We start from the raw sequence: 20,390 nt of genomic DNA, 5'->3' as shown, positions 1-20,390 counted from the left end.
CGAACCGGCGTGTCGTCCACAGGCCGAGTGCGACGCCGAGCGATCGAACGGCCGGCCCGGCCACGCTCACCGCCATGAGATTCGACTCCTCGCTGGTGATCCGCAATCCCGCCGAGCTGATCGCGGCGCTGCCCTTCATCCTGGGCTACCACCCGTACGACAGCATCGCCCTGCTCGGTCTGCGCGGCCGTGACCTGGCCTTCAGCGTGTGTTTCGACCTCCCGCCGGCGGACTGCGATTCCGATTCGCTGCGGGCCGGCGCCGGAGAGGTGGCCGACGCGATCCAGTGGCAGAGCCCGGGCGTGGTGGTGATCGTCGGTTACGGGCCGCCCCGGCGGGTGACGCCGGTGATTCTGGCCCTGGTCGAGGCGTTGCGGGCAGCCGGTGTGCGGATGGACGACGTGATCCGGGTCGGCGACGGGCGCTGGTGGTCGTACCTGTGCGAGGACCCGTCCTGCTGCCCGCCCGACGGCCGCCCGTGCCTGCCGCTGGACAGCGTGATCGCGGCCGAGGCCACCTATCGCGGCCGGGTCGCCCTGCCGAACCGGGCGGCCCTGATCGCCCAGGTGGCCGCCTGCCAGGGCCCGATCCGGGAGTCGATGGGCGCGGCCACCGAGCGGGCCCGCCGCCGGTTCCGCGAGCTGATCACCGGGGTCGAGGGGAAGGCGCTGGCGAAACGGATCCGGCAGACCGGGCGGGCGGCGGTCCGCGAGGCGGAGAAACGCCACCGGACCGGCGGGTTCCTCGACGACGACGAGGTCGCCTGGCTCGGGGTGCTGCTCGCCGACCGTGCGGTCGAGGACTTCGCCCTCGACCGCACCGGCGAGACCGAATGGCGGATCCGGCTCTGGACCGACGTGCTGCGCCGGGTCGAGCCGGTGCACGTCCCGGCACCGGCCTGCCTGCTCGGTTTCACCGCGTGGCGGATGGGCCGCGGGGCGCTGGCCCGGGTCGCGGTGGACCGGGCCCTGGCCGTCGAGCCCGCCCACGATCTGGCCGTGATGCTGCACCAGATCCTCGGGTTCGGGGTGCCGCCCGCCATGATGCGCCCGAGAGCGAAAAATGACGCCCGACACAATGCGCCCGGGGGCAAAAAATGACGCCCGCCACGATGCGCCCGAGGGTGAAAATGAGCAGCTCAGGGGCGGGACGTCTCCTGCCGGACGGTGTCCTCGGCCGGCCCGGTGGCGCGCAGCCCGGCCGACGGGGTCGGCGCGTCCGCGGTCTGGTGCAGTCCGGGCACCCGGTCCTCGATCACGAAGGTGGCCCGGGTGTGCGCCGCCGCGCCCGCCTCGGTCACGTAGGGCAGCACCACGAAGTCCGCGGTCAGCTCACCACCGGTGATCCGGGTCCGGACGTACCCGCGCTGGTTGTTGTAAAAGCGCAGGTGCGGGTTCCAGGGCGTCCAGGAGTGGTTGCCGCCGGGCACGTCGGCGCCGTTGCCGCCGGAGGTGATCGACGAGCAGACCAGCTCGGTGCCGACCGTCCGCGACGTCGGATCGTCCCAGTCCAGCTTGAGGTCGTCGGCCCAGTGCGCGTGCACGTCACCGGTCAGCACCACCGGGTTGCGGACCCGAGCGTCCAACCAGCCGCGGGTGATCCGGTCCCGCGAGCCCTGGTACCCGTCCCACGAGTCCATGCTGAGCACCTTCTGCGGGCCGGAGTTGTTGTCCCGCTGCCCGAAGAAGACCTGCTGCCCCAGGACGTCCCAGCGGGCGGTGGAGCGGCGGAACCCGTCGAGCAGCCAGGCCTCCTGCTCGGCGCCGGTGATGCTGCGGGCCGGGTCGTAGGTGGCCGGGCAGTCCTTGTAACCGTCGCCGCAGCCCTGGTCGTCCCGGTACTGCCGGGTGTCGAGCATGTGGAAGGTGGCCAGCCGCCCCCAGTGCAGCCGCCGGTAAAGCTGCATGTCGATGCCGTTCGGGATCGACGAGCGGCGCAACGGCATGTTCTCCCAGTACGCCTGGAACGCCGCCGCGCGCCGGGCGAGGAAGTTCGGATCGGGCTGCTCCGGCACCTCGTCGGCCCAGTTGTTCTCGGTCTCGTGGTCGTCCCAGACCACCGCCCACGGCGCGACCGCGTGCGCCGCCTGCAGGTCCGGGTCGGTCTTGTACTGGGCGTGCCGCTGCCGGTAATTCGCCAGCGTCACGGTCTCCGGGCCCTCGTGGTCGCGCGGGTTGCCGCCCGGGATGGTGTAGGTGTCCGGCGCGTACTCGTACTGGTAATCGCCCAGGTGCAGGATCAGTTCCGGTTCGTCCTCGGCCAGCCGGCGATAAGCGGTGAAGTACCCGTGCTCGTACTGCGAGCAGGAGACGAAGGACATCGCCAGGGCGGCGGGGTGGGCCCAGCGGGCGGGCGCGGTCCGGGTCCGGCCGGCCGGAGAGGTCCAGCGCTCGGCCCGGAAACGGTAGAAGTACTCCCGTCCCGGCGCCAGCCCGCCCACTTCGACGTGCACGGCGTGCGCGTGGGCCGGCCGGGCGGTGGCGGTCCCGCGCCGGAGCACCCGGCGGAACCGCTCGTCGGCGGCGATCTCCCAGGCCACCGGCACGTTCCGGGCCGGCATGCCACCGAGCCCGTCGGCGGCCAGCGGTGCCGGGGCGAGCCGGGTCCAGAGCACGAACCCGTCCGGCGACGGGTCTCCGGAGGCGATCCCGAGGGTGAACGGGTCACCCGATAACGGGCCTCGCGCCGGCGTCGTGGCACCGGTCAGTGGGATCACCGCGGCGGAGGCCAGCAGGGTACGACGTGATATCGACATGCATCGAAGAGTTGGTGACCCAGGTGAACATCATCTGGTCAGACGGTGACGCGCTGCGCTCCGGCATAGATGTTCATCTTCGGTTCGCGCAGGAACCCGACAAGTGTCATCCCGGATTCCTCGGCCAGTTCCACCGCCAGTGTGCTGGGTGCGGAAACCGCCGCCAGCAGCGGCAACCCGGCCATCCACGCCTTCTGGACCAGCTCGAAACTGGCCCGCCCGGAGACCAGCAGCACGTTGTCGGAGAGCGGCAGCCGGCCCTCCCGCAGCGCCCAGCCGAGCACCTTGTCGACCGCGTTGTGCCGGCCCACGTCCTCCCGCAGCACCAGCAGCTCGCCGTCGGTGGTGAAGAGGCCGGCGGCGTGCAGGCCACCGGTGCGGTCGAAGGTCCGCTGGGCGGCCCGCAGTTTGGTGGGCAGCTCGACGAGGGTCTTGGCGGCCACTTCGAGGGGGAAACCGGTCACGTCGAAACGCGACTTGGTCTTCACCGCGTCGATGCTGGCCTTTCCGCAGACCCCGCACGAACTGGTGGTGTAAAAGTTCCGGCTCGGGTCGGTGACCGGCGGCGGCACGCTCGGATCGAGGACGATGTCCACCACGTTGTAGGTGTTCGGCGTGTCCGTCCCGGCGCAGAGCTGTGCCGTCGTCACGTCCGTGGCTTCCCCGATCACACCCTCGCTGAGCAGGAAACCCATCGCCAGATCGATGTCGTGGCCGGGGGTGCGCATGGTGACGGCGAGCGGTTTCTTGCGCACCCGGATCTCCAGCGGCTCCTCGGCCGCGAGGTGATCCTGGCGACTCCGCGAACCGGAGGACGCGCTGACATCGACGGTGACCACCGTGCGGCGGCCGGTGCTGCGGGCCATGGCCGGAGCTTACGTGCTGCTCCCGGCATCGTCGTAGCCCGATCGGTCCCGCCGGGGCCACCGGTCCCCCGAAGGCGTCGAACCGAGCGCGTGGTCACGCCCGCCACGCGCTCGGGATACGGTACTCACGTGGGGGGATTCGCGGCGGTGGTCTTGGCCGGTGGTGCGGCACGGCGGATGGGTGGTGCCGACAAACCGACGTTGACGGTGGCCGGCCAGTCGATGCTCACCAGGGTTCTGGCGGCGGTGCACGACGCCGACCCGAGAGTCGTGGTCGGGCGAATACCCGGCGACTTCCCGGTTCCGGTGCACGTGACACGTGAGGATCCGCCGGGTGGTGGCCCGGTGGCGGCTGCCGCGGCGGGGGTCGCGCTGGTGCCGGAGCGGGTGACCTACACCGCTCTGCTCGCCGCTGACCTGCCGTTGCTGACCGGCGAGGCGATCGACGTGCTGCGGCTGACCCTGGAGTCGGCGCCGATGGAGGGCGCGCTCTACCGGGACACCGACGGGCACCTGCAGCTGCTCTGCGGGGTCTGGCGCACGGCCGGGCTGCGGGCCGCTCTGACCCGGGTGCGCGAGGCGCGCGGCACTCTGCACGGTGCGCCGGTGCGGGCGCTGCTCGAGCACGCCCGGGTGGCCGAGGTGTCCTGGCGTCGTCCGGGCCCGCCGCCGTGGTTCGACTGCGACACCGACGACGACCTGCGGACAGCGGAGGAGTGGGCCCGATGAACGAGATGGACTCCTGGGTGGCGGAAGTCACTGCCGAGCTGGGTCTGACGGATGTGACGGTGCCGTCGAAGGAGATTCTCGACGTCGCCCGTGACGTGGCACACAACGTGCTGCGGCCGGGGGCGCCGGTCTCGGCCTACATCCTCGGGCTCGCGGTGGCCGCCGGCGCCGATCCGGCCGAGGCTGCGGCCAAGATCAGCGCGCTGGCGCTGCAGCGGTCCACGTCGGACTCGTAGGGCGCGAAAAGCCGCCGGACCCCGTACCCCCGCAGGACCCGGGGACGCTCGATAGGGTGACGGGAACGGAGGTGCGGGATCATGACGGTAGAAGGCGCCGCGGGTGAGGCGTACGAAGGCGTGTTGCTCGAGGAGCCGACCACGGCCGACCTCAGGGCCAAGGTCACCCAGGCATGGCGGGAGTTCGCCAGCGCCCTCGCAGCGGTGCTGCCGGGCCTCCAGCCGGGGTCGTATGTCGATCTCACCCTGGACCCGACCGCGTCCGGCACCGGCACCGCCGTCTACTCGGTGAGCATCCGGGTGCTGGAGGACGGCGTCGTCGAGGCGCTGGCGGTCGGCAACGCCGCGCTGCCGCAGGAGTTCCGGATGGACCGGGCCGCGGTCGCCGACCTGGTCGCCCTCGGCTGGTCGCCGCCGGGTGTGCTGGCCGGTTCGGGTGACTCGTTCGGCCTGCGGTCGTCGCAGGACAAGGCCACCCAGCTCGCCACGGTGGTGTCCCGGACGCTGCGGGACGTCTACGGCGCTCCGCACCCCGCGTTCCTCGTCTACCTGGTGCACGACGACGAGGACGAGCCGATCGACGCGAGCCCGCTGGGCACCGCCCGGCACGAGCCCAGCATCGACCTGGACGATCTGGACGCCCTGGGTGACGGCACCGCTCTGGACCGGGCGCTGGCCGCGACCGCCGAGGACCTCGTGCCTCTGGAGGACCGGGTCCGCACGGTTGTCGCCACCATGTCCAAGACCACGATCGACCAGCTGCAGGTGGATGCCGACGGCGACATCGGCATCCGGGCAGGCTCGGCGATGGTCTTCGTCCGGGTCCGGGACAACCCGCCGCTCGTCGACGTCTTCTCGCCGATCCTGACCGAGGTCGAGCCGACCGAGCAGCTCTACGTGAAGCTGTCCGAGCTGACCAACCGGATGCCGATCGGCCGGCTCTACTGCGCGCAGGACACCGTGTGGGCGTCGATCCCGGTGTTCGGCCGCAACTTCCAGTCGGTGCACCTGATGCTGGCGGTGCAGGTGATGACGGGTCTGGCCGACGAGCTGGACGACCGGCTGCACGGCGAGTTCGGTGGCAAGCGTTTCTTCGGGGAGGGCGACAAGCCGGCCGCCCCGAAGGAGAAGGGCGGCGACGACGGCCACCGCCCGGGGATGTATCTCTAGGAGGTCGTCGGCGGCAGCGCGGTCGGCGTCTCGACCAGCCGCGACAGCACCACCATGCTGCGGGTGGAGGTCACGAAGGGCTCCGCCCGCAGCTTCTCCAGCGCCTGTTCGAGGTGCCCGATGTCGGCGGCCCGCAGGTGCACCAGCGCGTCGGCCTGCCCGGAGACGGTGTAGGCGCCGACGACCTCGGGGTGCCGCCGGGTCGCGACGGTGATCTGGGCCGGTGTGGTCCGCCCGGTGCAGAACAGCTCGACGAACGCCTCGGTGGTCCACCCGACGGCGGCGGGCTCGATGACGGCCGTGAATCCCTTGATCACCCCGGCGGTGCGCAGCCGATCGACGCGCCTTTTCACCGCGGGCGCGGACAGCGACACCTTGGCGCCGATCTCGGCATACGAAGAGCGGGCATCGGCGACGAGGAGCGCAATGATTCGCTGGTCAACCGCGTCCATCTGCAACGAATCGCCTCCGAGGAGCAAGATTTCGAGCTGTTTGCTGCAACTCAGCCTACCTACGCTTTAACCTCATGAGCTACATGGAGCGCTTGCCGCGAAACAGGACATATCTGATGTGTCCGCCTCAGCATTTCACGGTCGAGTACGCCATCAACCCCTGGATGGACACCACCGCCGCGGTCGATGCCGAGCTGGCCGTCCGGCAGTGGGAATCCCTTCGCACCACCCTGACCGGTCTCGGTCACGTCGTCCACGTGCTCGACCCGGTGCCGGGCCTGCCGGACATGGTCTACTCCGCGAACGGCGCCTTCTCGGTCGACGGCACCGTCTACGGCGCCCGCTTCCTCTACCCGCAGCGGGCGAACGAGGCGGTCGAGCACCGGATGTTCTACCAGCGCGGCGACGACTGGCGATTTGTTGCTCCGGAGCACGTCAACGAGGGTGAGGGTGACTTCGCGTACCTGCCCGGCGCGTACGGCGGCATCGTCCTGGCCGGCTACGGCTTCCGCACCGATCCGGCCGCCCACGCCGAGGCGCAGGAGGTGCTGGGCCGCCCGGTGATCTCGCTGAAGCTGGTCGACCCGGCCTTCTACCACCTGGACACCGCGCTGGCCGCGCTCGACGACAGGCACGTCACGTACTACCCGGAGGCGTTCTCACCGGCCTCGCAGCGGGTGCTCGCCCAGCTGTTCCCGGACGCGGTGCTCGCCGACCGGGTGGACGCCGAGGCGTTCGGCCTGAACCTGGTCAGTGACGGACGGCACGTGATCCTCAACACCGAAGCCGTCGCGATGGGGCACAAGGTCCGGGAAGCCGGTTACCTGCCGGTTCACGTCGAGCTCTCCGAACTCAAGCGTGGCGGTGGCAGCGTCAAATGTGCCGTTGCCGAACTTCGGGCCTGAACCGCCCCGACCTCACGGGCATCGCTCGAACCCGTGCGTAAAGATGGATCGCATGACCGCTGACCCCCGAACCACCGAGCCCCAGGAAGACGGCACCGTCATCGTGGTGGGCCCCGACGGCCGCCCGTTGGGCACGATCGACGAGAACGGCGGGCTCACCCCCGAGGAGCCCGGCAACCTCATCGAGCAGCCGGCCAAGGTCATGCGCATCGGCAGCATGATCAAGCAGCTGCTCGAAGAGGTGCGCGCCGCTCCGCTCGACGAGGCCAGCCGTGGGCGCCTGCGGGAGATCCACCAGCGTTCGATCAAGGAGCTGGAGGACGGCCTGGCCCCCGAGTTGCGGGAGGAGCTGGAGCGCCTGTCGCTGCCGTTCGAGGGCGAGACCCCGCCGAGCGAGGCCGAGCTGCGCATCGCTCAGGCCCAGTTGGTCGGCTGGCTGGAGGGCCTCTTCCACGGCATCCAGGCGGCCCTCGTCGCCCAGCAGATGGCCGCCCGCCTGCAGCTCGAGCAGATGCGCGGCGTCCCCGGCATGCCCGCGCTCCCGGCCGGCGCGGTGCTCCCCGGCAAGCAGCCCGGCCCGGTCGACGGTGTCGGAAGAACCGGTCAATACCTCTGAGTACCACCCATATTGTACGGTCGTGGCCGCCCCGCCGAACTCAGGACGTCCCGCTCCGTCCCGCGAGGTAGGGCGGCCCCACCGACACACCCCGCGACCGCCGGGCGGATGCGACCGTCCCGGCCCGGCGGCGCGTGACTAGTCGTCGAAGATGTTGTCCAGGATGCCGCCACTGCCGCTGGACTTTTTCTCGCCGGCGCCGGCCAGGCCGCCGGGCGGCTCCTCGGACGGCTGCACGATGACGAAGCCCTGACCGGCGAAACTCATCGTGAAACGCTCACCCGTGGTGCGTCCCAGCAGGGTGCCGAAACCGAGCTGTTCGGCCCGGTGGTACCCGGTCTGCAGGCTCGCCGACCAGGCGATCGCGGCCTGCGGGTCGACGAAGGTCGGCTGGTCGACGTTGAGCACCACCGGTGTGCCCCGGGTGGTCACCGCGATCCGGCCGTGCCCGGAGAAGACGCAGTTGAACAGGCCGGCGTTGGAGAACATCCCGGCCCCGTTGACCATCTTGATGTCGTAGTTCAGCGACGAGTCGAAGGCCAGCACGTTCGCCCCGTTGATCGAGAGCGCGTCACCGGGCTCCAGATCGATCAGGTGGATGTCGGCCGCGTTGTCGGCGAGGAAGACGTCGCCGTTGCCCCGGATCCGCATCAGCGGGACACCCTCGCCGGTCAGCTTCTGCTTGAGGAACTTGCCGAGGCCCCCGGAACCGAGCGCCTCGAACGTCACCTGCCCCTGGTAGGCCACCATCGAGCCGGTCCGGGCCAGGAAATCACCGTTCAGTTCGGCCTTGAGGAGCTTCGCGTTCTGCAGCCGGAGGCCCGGCTGGCTGTGCTCTTTTTCCAGGTTCTCAGCCGAGAAAAGTTCGCTGCGCATGACCTCAGGTTAGGGCCGCGGGACAAGCCGTCAGCCCCAGCCGAGGTCGTGCAGGCGCTGTTCCTCGATGCCGAAGTGGTGGGCGATCTCGTGGACCACGGTGATCGCCACCTCCTCGACCACGTCCTGTTCGGTCTCGCAGACCTTCAGGGTGGGCAGGCGGTAGATGGTGATCCGGTCCGGCAGCATGCCGGCGTAGTCCCAGCCGCGGTCGGTGAGCGCGGTGCCCTCGTAGAGGCCCAGCAGGTCGTCACCGCCGCCCTCGGGCAGGTCCTCGACCAGGAAGACCACGTTGTTCATCAGCGACATCAGCTCGACGGGCACCTCGTCGAGCGCCTCGCCGACCAGTTCCTCGAAACGTTCTGGGCTCATCTCGACCGGCACGAGCCCATTGTGCCCGGTACGGCCGGTGACCGGCCGTACCGGGAATGTGGATGTCTCAGGCGAGCTTGGCGACCAGGCCGATCTCGGCGCCGGGCGAGAGCAGCTTGGAGATCGGGCAGTTCTCCTTGGCGCCGATGGCGATCTTCTGGAACAGGTCGTCCGCGATGCCGGGGACGTCACCGACCGTCTCCAGGTCGATGCGGGTGACGCCGAAGCCGCCGTCGACCTTGTCCATGTGGACCTTGGCGACGGTCTCCACCGAGGTGGGCGTGAAGCCGGCGTCGGCGAGGCCCTTCGAGAAGGCCATCGAGAAGCAACCGCTGTGCGCGGCCGCGATGAGCTCCTCCGGGTTGGTCCCCTCGCCCTCCTCGAAACGGGACTTGAACGAGTAGGCGCCCTGGAGTCCACCCTTGCCGGTCTTGACAGTGCCGGAACCCTCGGTGAGGTTCCCTTCCCAGCGGGCTGAAGCAGAACGAATAGGCATGACCCGAACGCTATCCGAAATCTCGCCCTTGGTTCACTAGTAGAGGCCAGAGGTAATCATGGAGCGCATGGCGCAGGACTCGATGATCAGTTTCGGAGACGCGGGCGACGACGCGAAACCTCGGCGGACCTTCCGGTACGACCTGGGCCGGGACCACCGGATCCCGGGGCTGGTCGCCGGGCTCGGCGCGCTGGCGGCGTTCGGCTCGCTGATCTCCGAGTGGCAGACCACCACGATGAACGGGGCGACCGTGGATCCCGCGTTCGGTGGCCGGATGCTGCCCACCGAGCTGACCGATCTGGGCGCGGTGGGCGCCGGTTACCTGGTCGGGCTCCTGCTGCTGACGACCGCGGTGGTGCTGAAGCTGTTCGGCCCGGAGTCCGGGCGGCGGCACGCGCGGCTGGCCGGGTTCTCCGCCGGTGGGGTGCTGCTGACCCTGCTGACGGCGATGACCCACCACGTGGGGAAGGCGAGCCTGCTGATCCCGCGGTACTACACGATCGAGCTGACCGGCGACGACATCCAGGTGGCGGCCGGCCGGGGGCTGTGGTGCGCGCTGTTCGCGGTGACCGCCGCGCTGATCGCGATCGGGCTGCCGCACCGGGAGAAGGCACCGGTCACGCCGGCGGAACCGGAGCTCGACGAGGAGCCGCTGGACCTGACTATCACGCCGACGGCGCCGTTCGCATCGATGGATCAGCCGCCCCGATCGTGACACGGGGGATATCCGTGTGCTGAACGGACCGGTACGCCGGTAGGCTCCACAAGCGTGATTGACCTGCGTCTGCTTCGTGAAGACCCCGAAACGATCCGCGCGAGCCAGCGGCTGCGTGGTGAGTCCCCCGAGCTCGTCGACTCCCTGCTGCGTGCCGACGAGGAGCGCCGGGCCGCCACCCAGCGGTTCGAGGCCGTCCGGGCGGAGCAGAAGTCCATCGGCAAACAGGTCGCGAAGGCCTCCGGGGAGGAACGGGCGGCCCTGCTCACCCGTACCAAAGACCTCGCCGTTGAGGTGAAGGCGGCCGAGGCCGCTGCCGGAGCGGCCGAGGTGGCGCTCAAGCAGGCGCACATGGCCGTGTCGAACGTGGTCGCCGGCGCCCCTCCCGGTGGTGAGGACGACTTCGTGGTGCTGCGCGAGGTCGGCGACATCCCGTCGATCGCGAACCCGAAGGACCACCTGGAGATCGGTGAGGCGCTGCGCGCCATCGACACCGAGCGGGGCGCCAAGGTGTCCGGCTCGCGGTTCTACTTCCTGACCGGTGTCGGCGCGCTGCTGCAGCTCGGCATGCTGCAGCTGGCCATCCAGCAGGCGGTCGAGCACGGGTTCACCCCGTCGATCACGCCGACCCTGGTCCGGCCGGAGTCGATGGAGGGCACCGGCTACCTGGGCGCCCACGCCAGCGAGGTCTACCGGCTGGAGGCCGACGACCTCTACCTGGTCGGCACCTCGGAGGTCGCGCTCGCGGCGTACCACTCGGGCGAGATCCTCGACCTGGACGGGCCGCGCCGCTACGCCGGCTGGTCGTCGTGTTACCGCCGGGAGGCCGGCTCGCACGGCAAGGACGTCCGGGGCATCCTGCGGGTGCACCAGTTCGACAAGGTGGAGATGTTCTCGTTCTGCCGTCCCGAGGACGCCGCCGAGGAGCACCAGCGGCTGCTCGCGATGGAGGAGGAGATGCTGGCCAAGGTCGAGATCCCGTACCGGGTGATCGACGTGGCGGCCGGTGACCTGGGCTCCAGCGCGGTCCGCAAGTTCGACTGCGAGGCGTGGGTGCCGTCGCAGCAGCGCTACCGCGAGGTCACCTCGACGTCGAACACCACCACGTACCAGGCCCGCCGGCTCAACGTGCGGTACCGGGACGAGAACGGGAAACCGCAGACCGCGGCCACCCTGAACGGGACGCTGGCGACCACCCGGTGGCTGATCCCGATCCTGGAGAACCACCAGCAGCCCGACGGTTCGGTACGAGTGCCGAAGGCGCTGCAGCCGTTCCTGGGCGGCCGGGACGTGCTCGAACCCGTTAAGTAACGCGCAACCGATCGGCTACCAGTTGTCATAGTCGCTGGTAGCCGATCGGGTGTACCGTTCTCCTTCCGCACTCCGCGGGGGTCAGTAGACCCAACGGAGGGTTTCGATGAAGCCTGGGCTCCCGAAACTGATCGCCACCGATCTGGACGGCACGCTCGTCCGCAGCGACGACACCGTCTCGGCGTACACCCATGAGGTTCTCGACCGGGTCCGGGCCGCCGGCATCCGGATCGTGGCCGCCACCGGCCGTGGCCCCCGGCTCACCTCGCTCACCCGCAACGACATCCGCGTCGCCGACTTCCTGGTGCTCGCGCAGGGCGGCTGGGTGCTGGACCTGGCCGACTCCCGTTACCTGCGTCAGGCCCGCCTGCCCGGCAAGGCGCTCGGCGAGGCGCTCGGCGCGCTGGAGTCGGTGGCCGGCCCACTGTCGGTGATGTTCGAGGCCCTGGAGCACGACGACTCGCCGCTCTGGGGTGACTACGACCCGACCTGGCGGTACCCGGTCACCGTCGAGTCCCGGACCCGCGCCGAGTGCCTGGACGGTGAGGTGATCAAGGCGTTCGCCCGCTCGTTCGAGCTGGACGTGGACGCCCTGCTGGACGCCGCGCACCGGGTGATCCCGCCGGACCTGGCGACCGTCACCCAGGCCGGGCTGGACTACGTGGAGATCTGCCCGTCCGGCGTCGACAAGGGCACCGGGCTGTCGGTGGTCTCCGAGGCGGTCGGCGTCGATCCGGCCGACGTGCTGGTCTTCGGTGACATGCCCAACGACCTGCCGATGTTCGCCTGGGCCGGGTGGCGCCGGGTGGCCGTCGCGAACGCGCATCCGGCGCTGCTCGCGGTGGCCGACGATGTGACGCTCACCAATGACGAGGACGGGGTGGCGGTCTATCTGGACCGGCTATTGTCGAGGTGATGCAAGATTTTCGGCTGGTCGCCTCAGACATCGACGGCACGCTGATCACCAGCGAGCGCACCCTCAGTCCGCGCACGCTCGACGTGCTGGGTCGGCTTCCGGTCCCGCTGGTTCTGGTCACCGGCCGGCCGGTCCGCTGGCTGCAGGATCTGTACGACCAGTTGCCGGCCCCGCTGCCGGCGGTCTGCGCCAACGGGGCGGTGATCTACGACCCGGAGCGCGACGAGGTGGTGCGCACCCAGCCGCTCGACGCCTCGATCCTGATCGACGTGGTGAAGAGTCTGCGCGACGAGATCCCGGACGTGTCGATGGCCGTCGAGGTCGAGGACGGGCGGGCGTTCCTGCACGAGGACACCTGGGTCGTCCGGTGGGAGCACGGCCACCAGGTCCGGGTCGTCGCGGCCCCCGACGGGCTGACGACGGTGCCCGCCGTCAAGTTGCTGGCCCGGTCCGCGACCGCCGACCCCGACGACTTCCTGACACTGGTCAGCGGCATTCTCGGCGATCGGGCGGTGGCCACCCGGTCCTCGTCGTCGGCGCTGGTGGAGATCTCGGCCGCCGGTGTGACGAAGGCCGCCGGTCTGGCGTGGTTCTGCGAGCGCCGGGGCATCAGCGCCGAGCAGGTGGTCGCCTTCGGTGACATGCCCAACGACATCCCGCTGCTCACCTGGGCCGGCCACGGCGTGGCGGTGGGCAACGCCCATGAGGCGCTGCGCACCATCGCCGACGCGACGACCGGCACCAACGACGCCGACGGGGTCGCGGTCTACCTGGAGTCGATCTTCAACCTCTGAGGCCCGTCCGGAGACCTCGCTCCGGTTCCGCCGCGCGATCAGCCACAGCGACGGCAGCCGCAGGTTCCACCCTCGACCAGCGCGCCGAGCAGGCAGCGGAAGTCATGTCCCGCGTAGTGCGGCGAGCCAGGCTGCCGAGTCCGCGAAGTCGTCGTCGGTCAGGCCCTTCGGGGCCGGGACCGGGGCCTCCGGCTGGAGCCGGTGTTTCGGGTAGCTGCCGAGGAACCACACCTCGGCGCAGATCCGCCGCAGGCCCCGCATCGCCTCGCCGACCCTCGACTCGGCGACGTGGCCGGTGCAGTCCAGGAAGAAGACGTAGGTGCCGAGCTGCTCGCCGGTCGGGCGGGACTCGATCCGGGACAGGTTGACGCCGCGCACGGCCAGCTCGGTGAGCACCGCGAGCAGCGCCCCGACCTGGTCGTGCCGGATCGACAGGGCCAGCGAGGTGACGTCGTCGCCGGTCGGTGGCGCGAGCGGGCCGGGCTTGCTGAGCAGCGCGAACCGGGTGACCGCCTCGGCCCGGTCGGCGACCTTCTCGGCGAGCACGGTCAGGTTGTTGCGGCCCACTCCGATCGGGGCGCAGAGGGCCGCGTCGTACTCCCCGGCGGCCGCGTGGATCGCCGCCGCCGCGTTGGAGAGCACGTCGACGACCACCGCGTCCGGCACGTTCGCCTGGAGCCAGTGCCGGCACTGGGCCGAGGCCTGCGGGTGCGCGGCGATCGTGCGGAGCCCGGCGAGCGGGGTGGCCTCCCGGGCGGCCAGCACGAACTCGACAGGCAGCAGCACCTCGCGGGTGATCATCAGCGGGCTGCCGGTGATCAGCTCGTCCAGGGTGACCGGGATGGCGCCGCCCACCGAATTCTCCAGCGGGACCAGGGCGGCGTCGGCCTCGCCACTGCGCACCGCCTCCAGGGCCTCCGGGACGCTGCGAGCGGGGATCCGAACCCCGTGCTCGGCCGCCGAGACGGTCCGCAGAGCCGCTTCGGTGAACGTGCCCTCCGGCCCGAGGTACGCGAATGTTCCAGCCATCCCGAAATCCTAGTCACAACCCGCAGGCAGTGTCAGAATCCGCAGGCGAAGACGCGGATGGCGGCCGGGGCCTGGGCCTGGACCTGCGGATTGCACACGTCGGTGCCCAGCGTGACGATCGTCAGCGTGTCACCGGCCCCGGTGGTGACCACCGACAGCGGTTCGGCGCCGGACTTCCCGATCGTGGTGAAACTCCACGCGCCCGAGCAGTACGGCCCACCGGACACCGTCAGAGTCCCGGACGGCACCGCGTCGCTCTCCTTCACCTCCGCCAGGATCTCCGCCCCGGTGGGCTGCCCGGCACACGGCGCCGCACGCGAGGGCGTAGGTGTGGGTGAGGTGGCCGGCGGGACCGTGCCGGTGGTGGTCCGGGTCGGCACGACGTAGGTGCCGGTGGGATAGGTGCCGACCGGATAGGTGCTGGTCGGATAGGTGCTGGTCGGATAGACCGGACCCGACGGATATGTCGGGTAGGCGGGCGGCGGCACGACACCGGAACTGGGCAGGTCGATGCTGACGTGCGGCCGGGCCGGCCCGGCGGGCAGCGCCGCGGGCGGGGAACCGCAGGCGGTCAGCAGGAGCGAGCCGGCGACCACGGAAAACAGACGTGTGCGGGGGGACACGCCACCATGCTAGGGCTTGTTCCGACATTCGGCCGGGGAGCATGGCGGCGCGACGCGAACGTGAAGTCCGGCGCCGAGCCGCGGGCGCATGCCACCACCGAACGCGGAGAGCGGACGTCAGAGAACGCGGCGAACGGACGTCAGCCGGCGATGCGGTGCCCGGCCGCGGTGAGCGTGTTGACCGCCTCGGTGAGCCGCACCGTGGGCACGAGCAGGTAGTCCGTGTCGTACGTCGAGAAGGTCACGATGTTGACCCTCGCCTCCGCCAGCGGCCCGGCGAGCGAGGCGAGCACCCCGGTCATCGCCAGGTTGAGGTCGGCGACCCGCAGACATCGCCAGGCGGTGTCGGTCTCGGCGCCCGGCGGCACCCGGTCGTTGGGGCAGATGACCGAGAGCTCGCCGACACCCCAGGTCACCGAGATGACGCTCTTGTCGTCCGGACCCGCCGTGAGCGAGGCGGGCAGGGTCGAGCCGGCCGGCAGCCGGCACACCGCGTACTCACCCGGTAACAGGTCTAGATCGAGCATGTTCGCAGACTACGTTGCGTATCTGTAACAACCAATGCCCGGCAACTGCAATGAACGCCACACCTTCACCCGCGAAAGGGACGTCAGTACCGAACCGGGGACAGGAAGGTCAGGGCCCCGCCGATCCGGTCACCGGCCATCAGGGGGGTCGAGATCGCGTCCAGGGTCAGCGGTGTCTCGCCCGTGCGCGGCAGCACCCGGATCAGGCCACGGGCGAGCCGTTCGCTGCGCAACGCCAGCATCGGCGGGATGTTGTCGGCCTCGGGCTCCTCGAGCCGGCCCGCGTTCGCGGTGAAGTCCAGCAGGTTCAGCGAGGTGACCGGCCGGCCGAGCGCCTCGACCGGTTTGCCCAGGCCGAGTAGCTCGCTGCAGGACGGCGACACGGCGATTATCAGCCCGTCGATGTCGATGACCAGGCACGGCTCGTCAGCCGCCGCGACCGCCATGCTCCAGCGCTCGACGCTGGTGACGAACTCGGCCTCCGACGGTGTGCGGGCCTGTGGGACGAACGCTCCCGAGAGGGAGAGCTCAACATGCGCCACCGGGCTCCTCCTCGCTCCTCGTACGTCGATGGCCGGCGTCGGAGAACGTCGGCCATCGACGGTTCACAAGGAACGTTACCGGCGGCTCAGCCGCTTGTCAGCGGCCGTCTGTCCGTTGCCGTACGAAGAGTAGTCATGGCTCGGCCGCCAGGGCGCGTTGGACCAGGTGCCCGGGTGGTGAGCGACGGCGGACAGTTTGTTCGCGGTGGACGGGGAGATCTTCGCCCCACCCGCGATGAGGAGCCGGTCGAGCTCTTTGTCGGTGGAGATCAGGCAGTCCTTGGGCAGACCGTGGACGCTGATCACGCCGTTGCCGACGAAGGTGAGCACCGCTTGCACCGGGACGGAGAGCCCGACGACTGCGGAGATCGCCTTGGCGGCCCGGCGGGCGTCCCGGCGGGCCTCGGAGATGTACTCCGGGCGCTTGCCGTTGACCTGGACCACGTCACCGGCGATCAGGACGCGGGACCGGCCGTGATCGACGACACTGACGGCGTAGATGCCGCCCGGGCCGATCGCGAGGAACCCGGCACGTTCGTCGGCGGGGCTGGGCTCGTAGTAGGCGTTCGTGGAGTCGGTACGAGGCCAGTCCACGATGTGCCAGTTGGGTCCGAGGCGGTCCAGCCGGGTGAGGGCGCGCGCACCGGCGGCCTCGATACGGCGGGCACCACGCACGGCGCGGCGGCGGCGGGCCCACTCGGCCGGAGTCGGCATCCGCTGTGTGTCCTCCATGAGGGGGGACGGATGCGCTCGGTCGATGGGTGTGAGGTCTTGGGAGTGCGCGGGTAGCGCGGAGCGGGCGGGGAAGACAGACACTGCGACCTCCGGCAAAAGGTCAGTTGGGCCTTCTTTTCCAACTACCGTACGTGCTTGGGCCCTTACGGAACAGGGCGACGGGTAGGAAAGAAAGGGGAATGAGTGTGGATGAATGCCATATTCACGACTACATCTTCTTTCGGATGGTGCATCGCACCATCTCAAGCTAACGCCCGGCTCGGGTCGATGCATCAGGGTCTCAAGATCTAGTCTCAACGTCACAGTCCGATAGCGCTCGGTGCGGGATAGGTTCGAGACCGTGTACGTCGACAGTGAAGTCAGCCGCCTCCGCACGGTGCTTCTGCACCGCCCGGCCGCCGAGCTCGCCCGTCTGACCCCGCGTAACAACGACTCGCTCCTCTTTGACGGGATCCCGTGGGTCAGCCGGGCCCAGGAGGAGCACGACGCCTTCGCCGAGGCTCTCCGGGGCCACGGTGTCGAGGTGCTGTACCTCGGTGATCTGCTCGCCGAGACGCTCACCCTTCCGGAGGCCCGGGCCGAGCTCACCGCGGGCGTCCTCTCCCATCGCCGTCTCGGTGACGCCCTGCGCGCGTCGGTCGCCGGTTATCTGGCCGATCAGGACCCGGACCGGCTCGCCGAGGTGCTGGTCGCCGGCCTCGCCCACGAGGAGATCCGGCCGGGCACCGGCGGGCTGGTCTACGCGATGATGGACCGGCACGAGTTCGTCATCGATCCGCTGCCCAACCTGCTGTTCACCAGGGATTCCTCGGTCTGGGTGCGGAACCGGGTCGCGGTCACCAGCCTGGCCATGCGGGCCCGCCGCCGGGAGACCACGCTCACCCACGCGATCTACCGGCACCATCCCCGGTTCGCCGGCACCGAGCTGCTCTTCGACCCGTCGCTGGAGCACGTCGAGGGCGGTGACGTCCTGGTCCTGGCACCCGACGTGCTGGCCATCGGGGTCGGCGAGCGGACCACCCCGGCCGGGGCCGAGCGGCTCGCCCAGCGGGTCATCACGGCCGGGCTGGCACACACCGTGTTGGCCGTGCCGATCGCCCAGGAACGCGCCACCATGCACCTGGACACCGTCTGCACCATGGTGGACGCCGACGCGGTGGTGATGTACCCGAACCTGGCCGACAGTCTGCGGGCCTGGACGATCACCGGCGGCCCGGATGGCGGGATCACGGTCCGCGGGCCGGACCCGTTCCTGGAGGCGGCCGCCGAGGCGATGGGCATCGACCGGCTGCGCGTGATCGACACCGGCCTCGACCCGGTCACCGCCGAGCGGGAGCAGTGGGACGACGGGAACAACACGCTCGCCATCGCGCCCCGGCTCTGTGTCGCCTACGAGCGCAACGTCGAGACCAACGCGCAACTGGAGAAGGCCGGGATCGAGGTGGTCCGGATCAGTGGTTCGGAGCTGGGCTCCGGGCGGGGCGGGCCGCGCTGCATGAGTTGCCCCATCGAGCGCGACCCGCTCTAGTCCGCCTCAGCGCAGCGTGAGCTGCCGCCCGATCAGGCCCTGCTTCGCGCGGCGGGCGGCCGCGTCCAGGGGCTCGTCGATCGCGAGCGTGTCGGCGTACCGCTTGGTGAAGTCGGCCAGCGGCGCCTCGAAGTCGGCGCCCTCCGGCTCACCGGGCACGTCCCAGACCGGCACCAGCAGGCCGTGCGCCCGGAACATGCCGGCGAACTTGGTGCCCTCGCCGAGCAGCAGGTCGCCGGAGGCGGACAGCCGGGACAGGGCGTCCAGCGCCTTGTCCTCCGGGTCACCGAGCACCCAGCGCACGTGGCTCTTGTCCGGGGCGACCCGGCACCAGTACGCCGCCTTGGCCGCCGCCAGCCGCACGGTCGGGTAGATCGAGGCGTTGGCCCGCTCCAGCGACGCCTTCACGGTGGCGTCCTGCATCTGGTCGGCGTCCAGCCAGTACTCGAACCCCTCGTGCATGGTGATCTCGAGCGGGCCGTCGGCCAGGATGTCCTGCAGGCGCAGGCCCTCACCGGGCAGAGCCGGCACCGCGACGGTGTCGCCGGGCTCGGTACGCAGGGCGTTCAGGACGGCGACTGCCAGGTCACGGGAGACGTCACCGGACTGGACGTGCCGCTGGAGACCGATGAAGACCTGCCCGTCCCGGCGGGACATCGCCGGCCAGGCCATCGGCAGCACCGTGGAGAGGCTCACCGGGCGGTCGCCGTACTCGGCGACGATCTCCGGCTTGAGGGTCAGCGGCGCGGACGCGGCCGGGACCAGCTCCCTCAGGGCCACCCATTCGGGCTCATCGGCCAGCCCCTCGAACGGGCGGGCGACGAAGATGTCGCGCACCTTCGTCTTCGGGGTGGTTTCGCGGGACTTACGACGCTTGCTCACGGGGAACCAGCGTAAGCGGTCACTCGGAGATTCCGGGGACGTGGCCCCCATCCAACCGCCCCGCCCGCCTCAGGCCTTCGGCAGCCGGACCTCGGCCACGGTCCCGCCGCCCTCGCGGGGTCGTAGCGAGACCCAGCCGTTCTGCCGCTCCACCAAGCGCCGGACCAGGTAGAGGCCGAGTCCGGCGCCGGCCCGGTGGTGCCCCGAGTCGGCCTGCCAGTACCTGTCGAAGGCGTGCTCGACGTGCTCCGGAGCGATGCCCTCACCCCGGTCGGAGACCCGGAAGCGCAGTGTGTCGTCGTCCACCCCGGCGCACACCTCGACCGTGCTGTCCGGTTCCGAATACTTCTCCGCGTTCGTGGCCAGCTCGGTCAGGATGGTGGCGATCGAGTCGCGAGTCCCGTACGCCTTCGGCAGATCGGCCGGCAGGTGCGACAGCAGCAGGCGCGCCCGCAGATCGCCGGGCAGCTCGGCGGCCGCCTCCCGCAGCGCCTCGACCAGGTCGAACGGGCCGGCCGGAGTCGCGCCGACCGCGCCGTCCTCTTCGCTGGCGACCGAGAGCAGCCGGTCCACCAGGCGGGCCAGCTCACCGGCCCGGGTGCCGACCACCCGCACCGCCTCGCGCCGGCCCGGCTCGCCCAGGCTGTCCCAGTGGTGGGTGAGGGTGTCCGCGTACCCCTTGATCACGGTGACCGGGGTGCGCAGCTCGTGGCTGGTGACCGCGACCCACAGATCCCGGTCGGCGACCCGGCTGACCTCCTCGGGGGCCGGCGCGCCATGGGTCGGCAGCCCGGCACGCAGGTGGTAGACCCGGCCGATGAACGCCGCCAGCAGCTCGACGACGGCGAGATGCTCCGGACCGGGATCGCCGGGGGTGTCGAACCAGAGGTGCAGCGAGCCGAACACGGTGCCCGCGCACTCGCACCGGGCGCCCAGCGTGTAGCGCAGGTCGGCGCCCTCGATCAGCCCGGCGAACTCGTCGCCGGCCGTCTCCAGCGGGACGTGCAGGGTCCGCGGGCCGAGGAGACGGTGCTCCACCCGGCGGCCGAGCGCGGGCGCGCACACCCCGGTGGCGGCGATGATCCGGCCGTGGCCCTCCGCGTACTCCGCGAAGGCGGCGCCGCGGGCACCGAGGGTCTCCTCGGCCAGCCGCACCAGCTGCTCCAGCACGTCCAGGCCCGCGTCCCCGGAGTTGACACGGTCGAGGACCGCGATCTGGCCCCGGGTCAGGGCCGCGTAATCGGGACGGTCGGGCATGTCTGCGAGTTTGCCTCTTCCGCCGGGATTTCGGCAGATGAACCTAAGCGGATCCTTG

The 20,390-nt window shown here is 70.6% G+C and carries 24 protein-coding genes; 11 read left to right on the top strand and 13 right to left on the bottom strand.

Annotation, left to right across the window (positions count from 1 at the left end):
- Positions 1 to 74 precede the first annotated feature (74 nt).
- The gene (locus tag Aco03nite_RS34700) at positions 75 to 1,100 is read left to right on the top strand and encodes a DUF4192 domain-containing protein (protein ID WP_203803097.1); all 1,026 of its coding nucleotides are present in this window, start codon (positions 75 to 77) and stop codon (positions 1,098 to 1,100) included.
- Positions 1,101 to 1,138: 38 nt separating this feature from the next.
- On the opposite strand, the gene Aco03nite_RS34695 is transcribed toward Aco03nite_RS34700, so the two are convergent.
- Positions 1,139 to 2,755 carry an alkaline phosphatase D family protein gene (locus tag Aco03nite_RS34695; protein ID WP_203803095.1) on the bottom strand — a complete coding sequence of 539 codons (1,617 nt, stop codon included), beginning with the start codon at positions 2,753 to 2,755 and terminating at the stop codon, positions 1,139 to 1,141.
- Positions 2,756 to 2,793: 38 nt separating this feature from the next.
- Positions 2,794 to 3,621, bottom strand: coding sequence for a formate dehydrogenase accessory sulfurtransferase FdhD (gene fdhD / locus Aco03nite_RS34690; RefSeq protein WP_203803093.1), 828 nt, complete (start codon positions 3,619 to 3,621; stop codon positions 2,794 to 2,796).
- A 129-nt stretch (positions 3,622 to 3,750) separates the two neighbouring features.
- On the opposite strand from fdhD, the gene Aco03nite_RS34685 reads away from it, so the two are divergent.
- The 3 genes from Aco03nite_RS34685 to Aco03nite_RS34675 all read left to right on the top strand — a co-directional run bounded on the left by Aco03nite_RS34685 (position 3,751) and on the right by Aco03nite_RS34675 (position 5,756).
- The gene (locus tag Aco03nite_RS34685; RefSeq protein ID WP_239145698.1) at positions 3,751 to 4,350 is read left to right on the top strand and encodes an NTP transferase domain-containing protein; all 600 of its coding nucleotides are present in this window, start codon (positions 3,751 to 3,753) and stop codon (positions 4,348 to 4,350) included.
- Positions 4,347 to 4,586, top strand: a complete 240-nt coding sequence (locus Aco03nite_RS34680; RefSeq protein WP_203803090.1) for a DUF6457 domain-containing protein — start codon at positions 4,347 to 4,349, stop codon at positions 4,584 to 4,586. The genes Aco03nite_RS34685 and Aco03nite_RS34680 overlap by 4 nt, the downstream gene beginning before the upstream one ends.
- An 81-nt stretch (positions 4,587 to 4,667) precedes the next feature.
- Positions 4,668 to 5,756: a T3SS (YopN, CesT) and YbjN peptide-binding chaperone 1 gene (locus Aco03nite_RS34675; protein WP_203803077.1), complete on the top strand. Its 1,089-nt coding sequence runs from the start codon at positions 4,668 to 4,670 to the stop codon at positions 5,754 to 5,756.
- Here Aco03nite_RS34675 and Aco03nite_RS34670 read toward each other — a convergent pair.
- Entirely contained in the window at positions 5,753 to 6,214 is a 462-nt protein-coding gene (locus Aco03nite_RS34670; RefSeq protein WP_203803074.1) for an Lrp/AsnC family transcriptional regulator, read from the bottom strand. The two genes, Aco03nite_RS34675 and Aco03nite_RS34670, sit on opposite strands and share 4 nt — an antisense overlap.
- A gap of 68 nt (positions 6,215 to 6,282) precedes the next feature.
- Here Aco03nite_RS34670 and ddaH point away from each other — a divergent pair, with 68 nt between their 5' ends.
- Both ddaH and Aco03nite_RS34660 read left to right on the top strand, forming a co-directional pair.
- Positions 6,283 to 7,113, top strand: a complete 831-nt coding sequence (gene ddaH / locus Aco03nite_RS34665; protein WP_203803071.1) for a dimethylargininase — start codon at positions 6,283 to 6,285, stop codon at positions 7,111 to 7,113.
- Between the two features lie 52 nt (positions 7,114 to 7,165).
- Positions 7,166 to 7,729 (top strand): bacterial proteasome activator family protein, encoded by a 564-nt coding sequence (locus tag Aco03nite_RS34660; RefSeq protein WP_203803069.1) that lies wholly within the window; start codon positions 7,166 to 7,168, stop codon positions 7,727 to 7,729.
- Between the two features lie 138 nt (positions 7,730 to 7,867).
- Here the strand turns inward: Aco03nite_RS34660 and Aco03nite_RS34655 are convergent, their stop codons facing one another.
- From Aco03nite_RS34655 to Aco03nite_RS34645, 3 genes are all read right to left on the bottom strand, one after another.
- Positions 7,868 to 8,605 (bottom strand): AIM24 family protein, encoded by a 738-nt coding sequence (locus tag Aco03nite_RS34655; protein ID WP_203803067.1) that lies wholly within the window; start codon positions 8,603 to 8,605, stop codon positions 7,868 to 7,870.
- Between the two features lie 30 nt (positions 8,606 to 8,635).
- Positions 8,636 to 8,977 (bottom strand): metallopeptidase family protein, encoded by a 342-nt coding sequence (locus Aco03nite_RS34650; RefSeq protein WP_203803453.1) that lies wholly within the window; start codon positions 8,975 to 8,977, stop codon positions 8,636 to 8,638.
- Positions 8,978 to 9,044: 67 nt separating this feature from the next.
- Positions 9,045 to 9,473 carry an OsmC family protein gene (locus tag Aco03nite_RS34645; protein ID WP_203803065.1) on the bottom strand — a complete coding sequence of 143 codons (429 nt, stop codon included), beginning with the start codon at positions 9,471 to 9,473 and terminating at the stop codon, positions 9,045 to 9,047.
- Between the two features lie 67 nt (positions 9,474 to 9,540).
- Between Aco03nite_RS34645 and Aco03nite_RS34640 the strand changes: the two genes are divergently transcribed.
- The 4 genes from Aco03nite_RS34640 (at position 9,541) to Aco03nite_RS34625 (ending at position 13,209) form a co-directional block, all read left to right on the top strand.
- Positions 9,541 to 10,188 (top strand): hypothetical protein, encoded by a 648-nt coding sequence (locus Aco03nite_RS34640; RefSeq protein ID WP_203803063.1) that lies wholly within the window; start codon positions 9,541 to 9,543, stop codon positions 10,186 to 10,188.
- Between the two features lie 54 nt (positions 10,189 to 10,242).
- The gene (serS, locus tag Aco03nite_RS34635; RefSeq protein ID WP_203803061.1) at positions 10,243 to 11,499 is read left to right on the top strand and encodes a serine--tRNA ligase; all 1,257 of its coding nucleotides are present in this window, start codon (positions 10,243 to 10,245) and stop codon (positions 11,497 to 11,499) included.
- A 106-nt stretch (positions 11,500 to 11,605) separates the two neighbouring features.
- Positions 11,606 to 12,415 (top strand): HAD family hydrolase, encoded by an 810-nt coding sequence (locus Aco03nite_RS34630; protein WP_203803059.1) that lies wholly within the window; start codon positions 11,606 to 11,608, stop codon positions 12,413 to 12,415.
- Positions 12,415 to 13,209: an HAD family hydrolase gene (locus Aco03nite_RS34625; RefSeq protein ID WP_203803056.1), complete on the top strand. Its 795-nt coding sequence runs from the start codon at positions 12,415 to 12,417 to the stop codon at positions 13,207 to 13,209. The genes Aco03nite_RS34630 and Aco03nite_RS34625 overlap by 1 nt, the downstream gene beginning before the upstream one ends.
- 102 nt (positions 13,210 to 13,311) lie before the next feature.
- Here the strand turns inward: Aco03nite_RS34625 and pheA are convergent, their stop codons facing one another.
- The 5 genes from pheA to Aco03nite_RS34600 form a co-directional block, all read right to left on the bottom strand.
- A complete protein-coding gene (gene pheA, locus Aco03nite_RS34620) occupies positions 13,312 to 14,238 on the bottom strand; it encodes a prephenate dehydratase (protein ID WP_203803053.1) in 927 nt (308 codons plus the stop codon).
- A gap of 32 nt (positions 14,239 to 14,270) precedes the next feature.
- Positions 14,271 to 14,861: a hypothetical protein gene (locus Aco03nite_RS34615; protein WP_203803042.1), complete on the bottom strand. Its 591-nt coding sequence runs from the start codon at positions 14,859 to 14,861 to the stop codon at positions 14,271 to 14,273.
- Between the two features lie 140 nt (positions 14,862 to 15,001).
- Positions 15,002 to 15,388, bottom strand: coding sequence for an ACT domain-containing protein (locus Aco03nite_RS34610; RefSeq protein ID WP_203803040.1), 387 nt, complete (start codon positions 15,386 to 15,388; stop codon positions 15,002 to 15,004).
- Positions 15,389 to 15,471: 83 nt separating this feature from the next.
- Positions 15,472 to 15,930, bottom strand: a complete 459-nt coding sequence (locus Aco03nite_RS34605) for a hypothetical protein (protein WP_203803027.1) — start codon at positions 15,928 to 15,930, stop codon at positions 15,472 to 15,474.
- A gap of 75 nt (positions 15,931 to 16,005) precedes the next feature.
- Positions 16,006 to 16,644: a hypothetical protein gene (locus Aco03nite_RS34600; protein ID WP_239145697.1), complete on the bottom strand. Its 639-nt coding sequence runs from the start codon at positions 16,642 to 16,644 to the stop codon at positions 16,006 to 16,008.
- Positions 16,645 to 17,005: 361 nt separating this feature from the next.
- Here Aco03nite_RS34600 and Aco03nite_RS34595 point away from each other — a divergent pair, with 361 nt between their 5' ends.
- Complete coding sequence (locus tag Aco03nite_RS34595; protein WP_203803021.1) at positions 17,006 to 18,193, top strand: arginine deiminase; 1,188 nt, start codon at positions 17,006 to 17,008, stop codon at positions 18,191 to 18,193.
- A gap of 6 nt (positions 18,194 to 18,199) precedes the next feature.
- Here the strand turns inward: Aco03nite_RS34595 and Aco03nite_RS34590 are convergent, their stop codons facing one another.
- Complete coding sequence (locus Aco03nite_RS34590; protein ID WP_203803018.1) at positions 18,200 to 19,075, bottom strand: DUF5926 family protein; 876 nt, start codon at positions 19,073 to 19,075, stop codon at positions 18,200 to 18,202.
- 69 nt (positions 19,076 to 19,144) lie between these two features.
- On the bottom strand, positions 19,145 to 20,332 hold the full coding sequence (locus Aco03nite_RS34585) for a sensor histidine kinase (RefSeq protein ID WP_203803015.1): 1,188 nt from the start codon (positions 20,330 to 20,332) through the stop codon (positions 19,145 to 19,147).
- Positions 20,333 to 20,390 lie beyond the last annotated feature (58 nt).

It is taken from the genome of Actinoplanes couchii (assembly GCF_016862075.1).
In the GTDB taxonomy this organism is placed as follows: domain Bacteria; phylum Actinomycetota; class Actinomycetes; order Mycobacteriales; family Micromonosporaceae; genus Actinoplanes; species Actinoplanes couchii.
Note: the sequence above shows the minus strand (reverse complement) of the source record. Positions and strands in the feature narration are given on the sequence as shown.

Excerpts from the sequence above, each read along its gene's own strand:
- Aco03nite_RS34700 (WP_203803097.1), top strand. The coding sequence starts at position 75 with ATGAGATTCGACTCCTCGCTGGTGATCCGCAATCCCGCCGAGCTGATC.
- Aco03nite_RS34695 (WP_203803095.1), bottom strand. The coding sequence starts at position 2,755 with ATGTCGATATCACGTCGTACCCTGCTGGCCTCCGCCGCGGTGATCCCA.
- fdhD (WP_203803093.1), bottom strand. The coding sequence starts at position 3,621 with ATGGCCCGCAGCACCGGCCGCCGCACGGTGGTCACCGTCGATGTCAGC.
- Aco03nite_RS34680 (WP_203803090.1), top strand. The coding sequence starts at position 4,347 with ATGAACGAGATGGACTCCTGGGTGGCGGAAGTCACTGCCGAGCTGGGT.
- Aco03nite_RS34675 (WP_203803077.1), top strand. The coding sequence starts at position 4,668 with ATGACGGTAGAAGGCGCCGCGGGTGAGGCGTACGAAGGCGTGTTGCTC.
- ddaH (WP_203803071.1), top strand. The coding sequence starts at position 6,283 with ATGAGCTACATGGAGCGCTTGCCGCGAAACAGGACATATCTGATGTGT.
- Aco03nite_RS34660 (WP_203803069.1), top strand. The coding sequence starts at position 7,166 with ATGACCGCTGACCCCCGAACCACCGAGCCCCAGGAAGACGGCACCGTC.
- Aco03nite_RS34655 (WP_203803067.1), bottom strand. The coding sequence starts at position 8,605 with ATGCGCAGCGAACTTTTCTCGGCTGAGAACCTGGAAAAAGAGCACAGC.
- Aco03nite_RS34650 (WP_203803453.1), bottom strand. The coding sequence starts at position 8,977 with ATGAGCCCAGAACGTTTCGAGGAACTGGTCGGCGAGGCGCTCGACGAG.
- Aco03nite_RS34645 (WP_203803065.1), bottom strand. The coding sequence starts at position 9,473 with ATGCCTATTCGTTCTGCTTCAGCCCGCTGGGAAGGGAACCTCACCGAG.
- Aco03nite_RS34640 (WP_203803063.1), top strand. The coding sequence starts at position 9,541 with ATGGCGCAGGACTCGATGATCAGTTTCGGAGACGCGGGCGACGACGCG.
- Aco03nite_RS34630 (WP_203803059.1), top strand. The coding sequence starts at position 11,606 with ATGAAGCCTGGGCTCCCGAAACTGATCGCCACCGATCTGGACGGCACG.
- Aco03nite_RS34625 (WP_203803056.1), top strand. The coding sequence starts at position 12,415 with ATGCAAGATTTTCGGCTGGTCGCCTCAGACATCGACGGCACGCTGATC.
- pheA (WP_203803053.1), bottom strand. The coding sequence starts at position 14,238 with ATGGCTGGAACATTCGCGTACCTCGGGCCGGAGGGCACGTTCACCGAA.
- Aco03nite_RS34610 (WP_203803040.1), bottom strand. The coding sequence starts at position 15,388 with ATGCTCGATCTAGACCTGTTACCGGGTGAGTACGCGGTGTGCCGGCTG.
- Aco03nite_RS34600 (WP_239145697.1), bottom strand. The coding sequence starts at position 16,644 with ATGCCGACTCCGGCCGAGTGGGCCCGCCGCCGCCGCGCCGTGCGTGGT.
- Aco03nite_RS34585 (WP_203803015.1), bottom strand. The coding sequence starts at position 20,332 with ATGCCCGACCGTCCCGATTACGCGGCCCTGACCCGGGGCCAGATCGCG.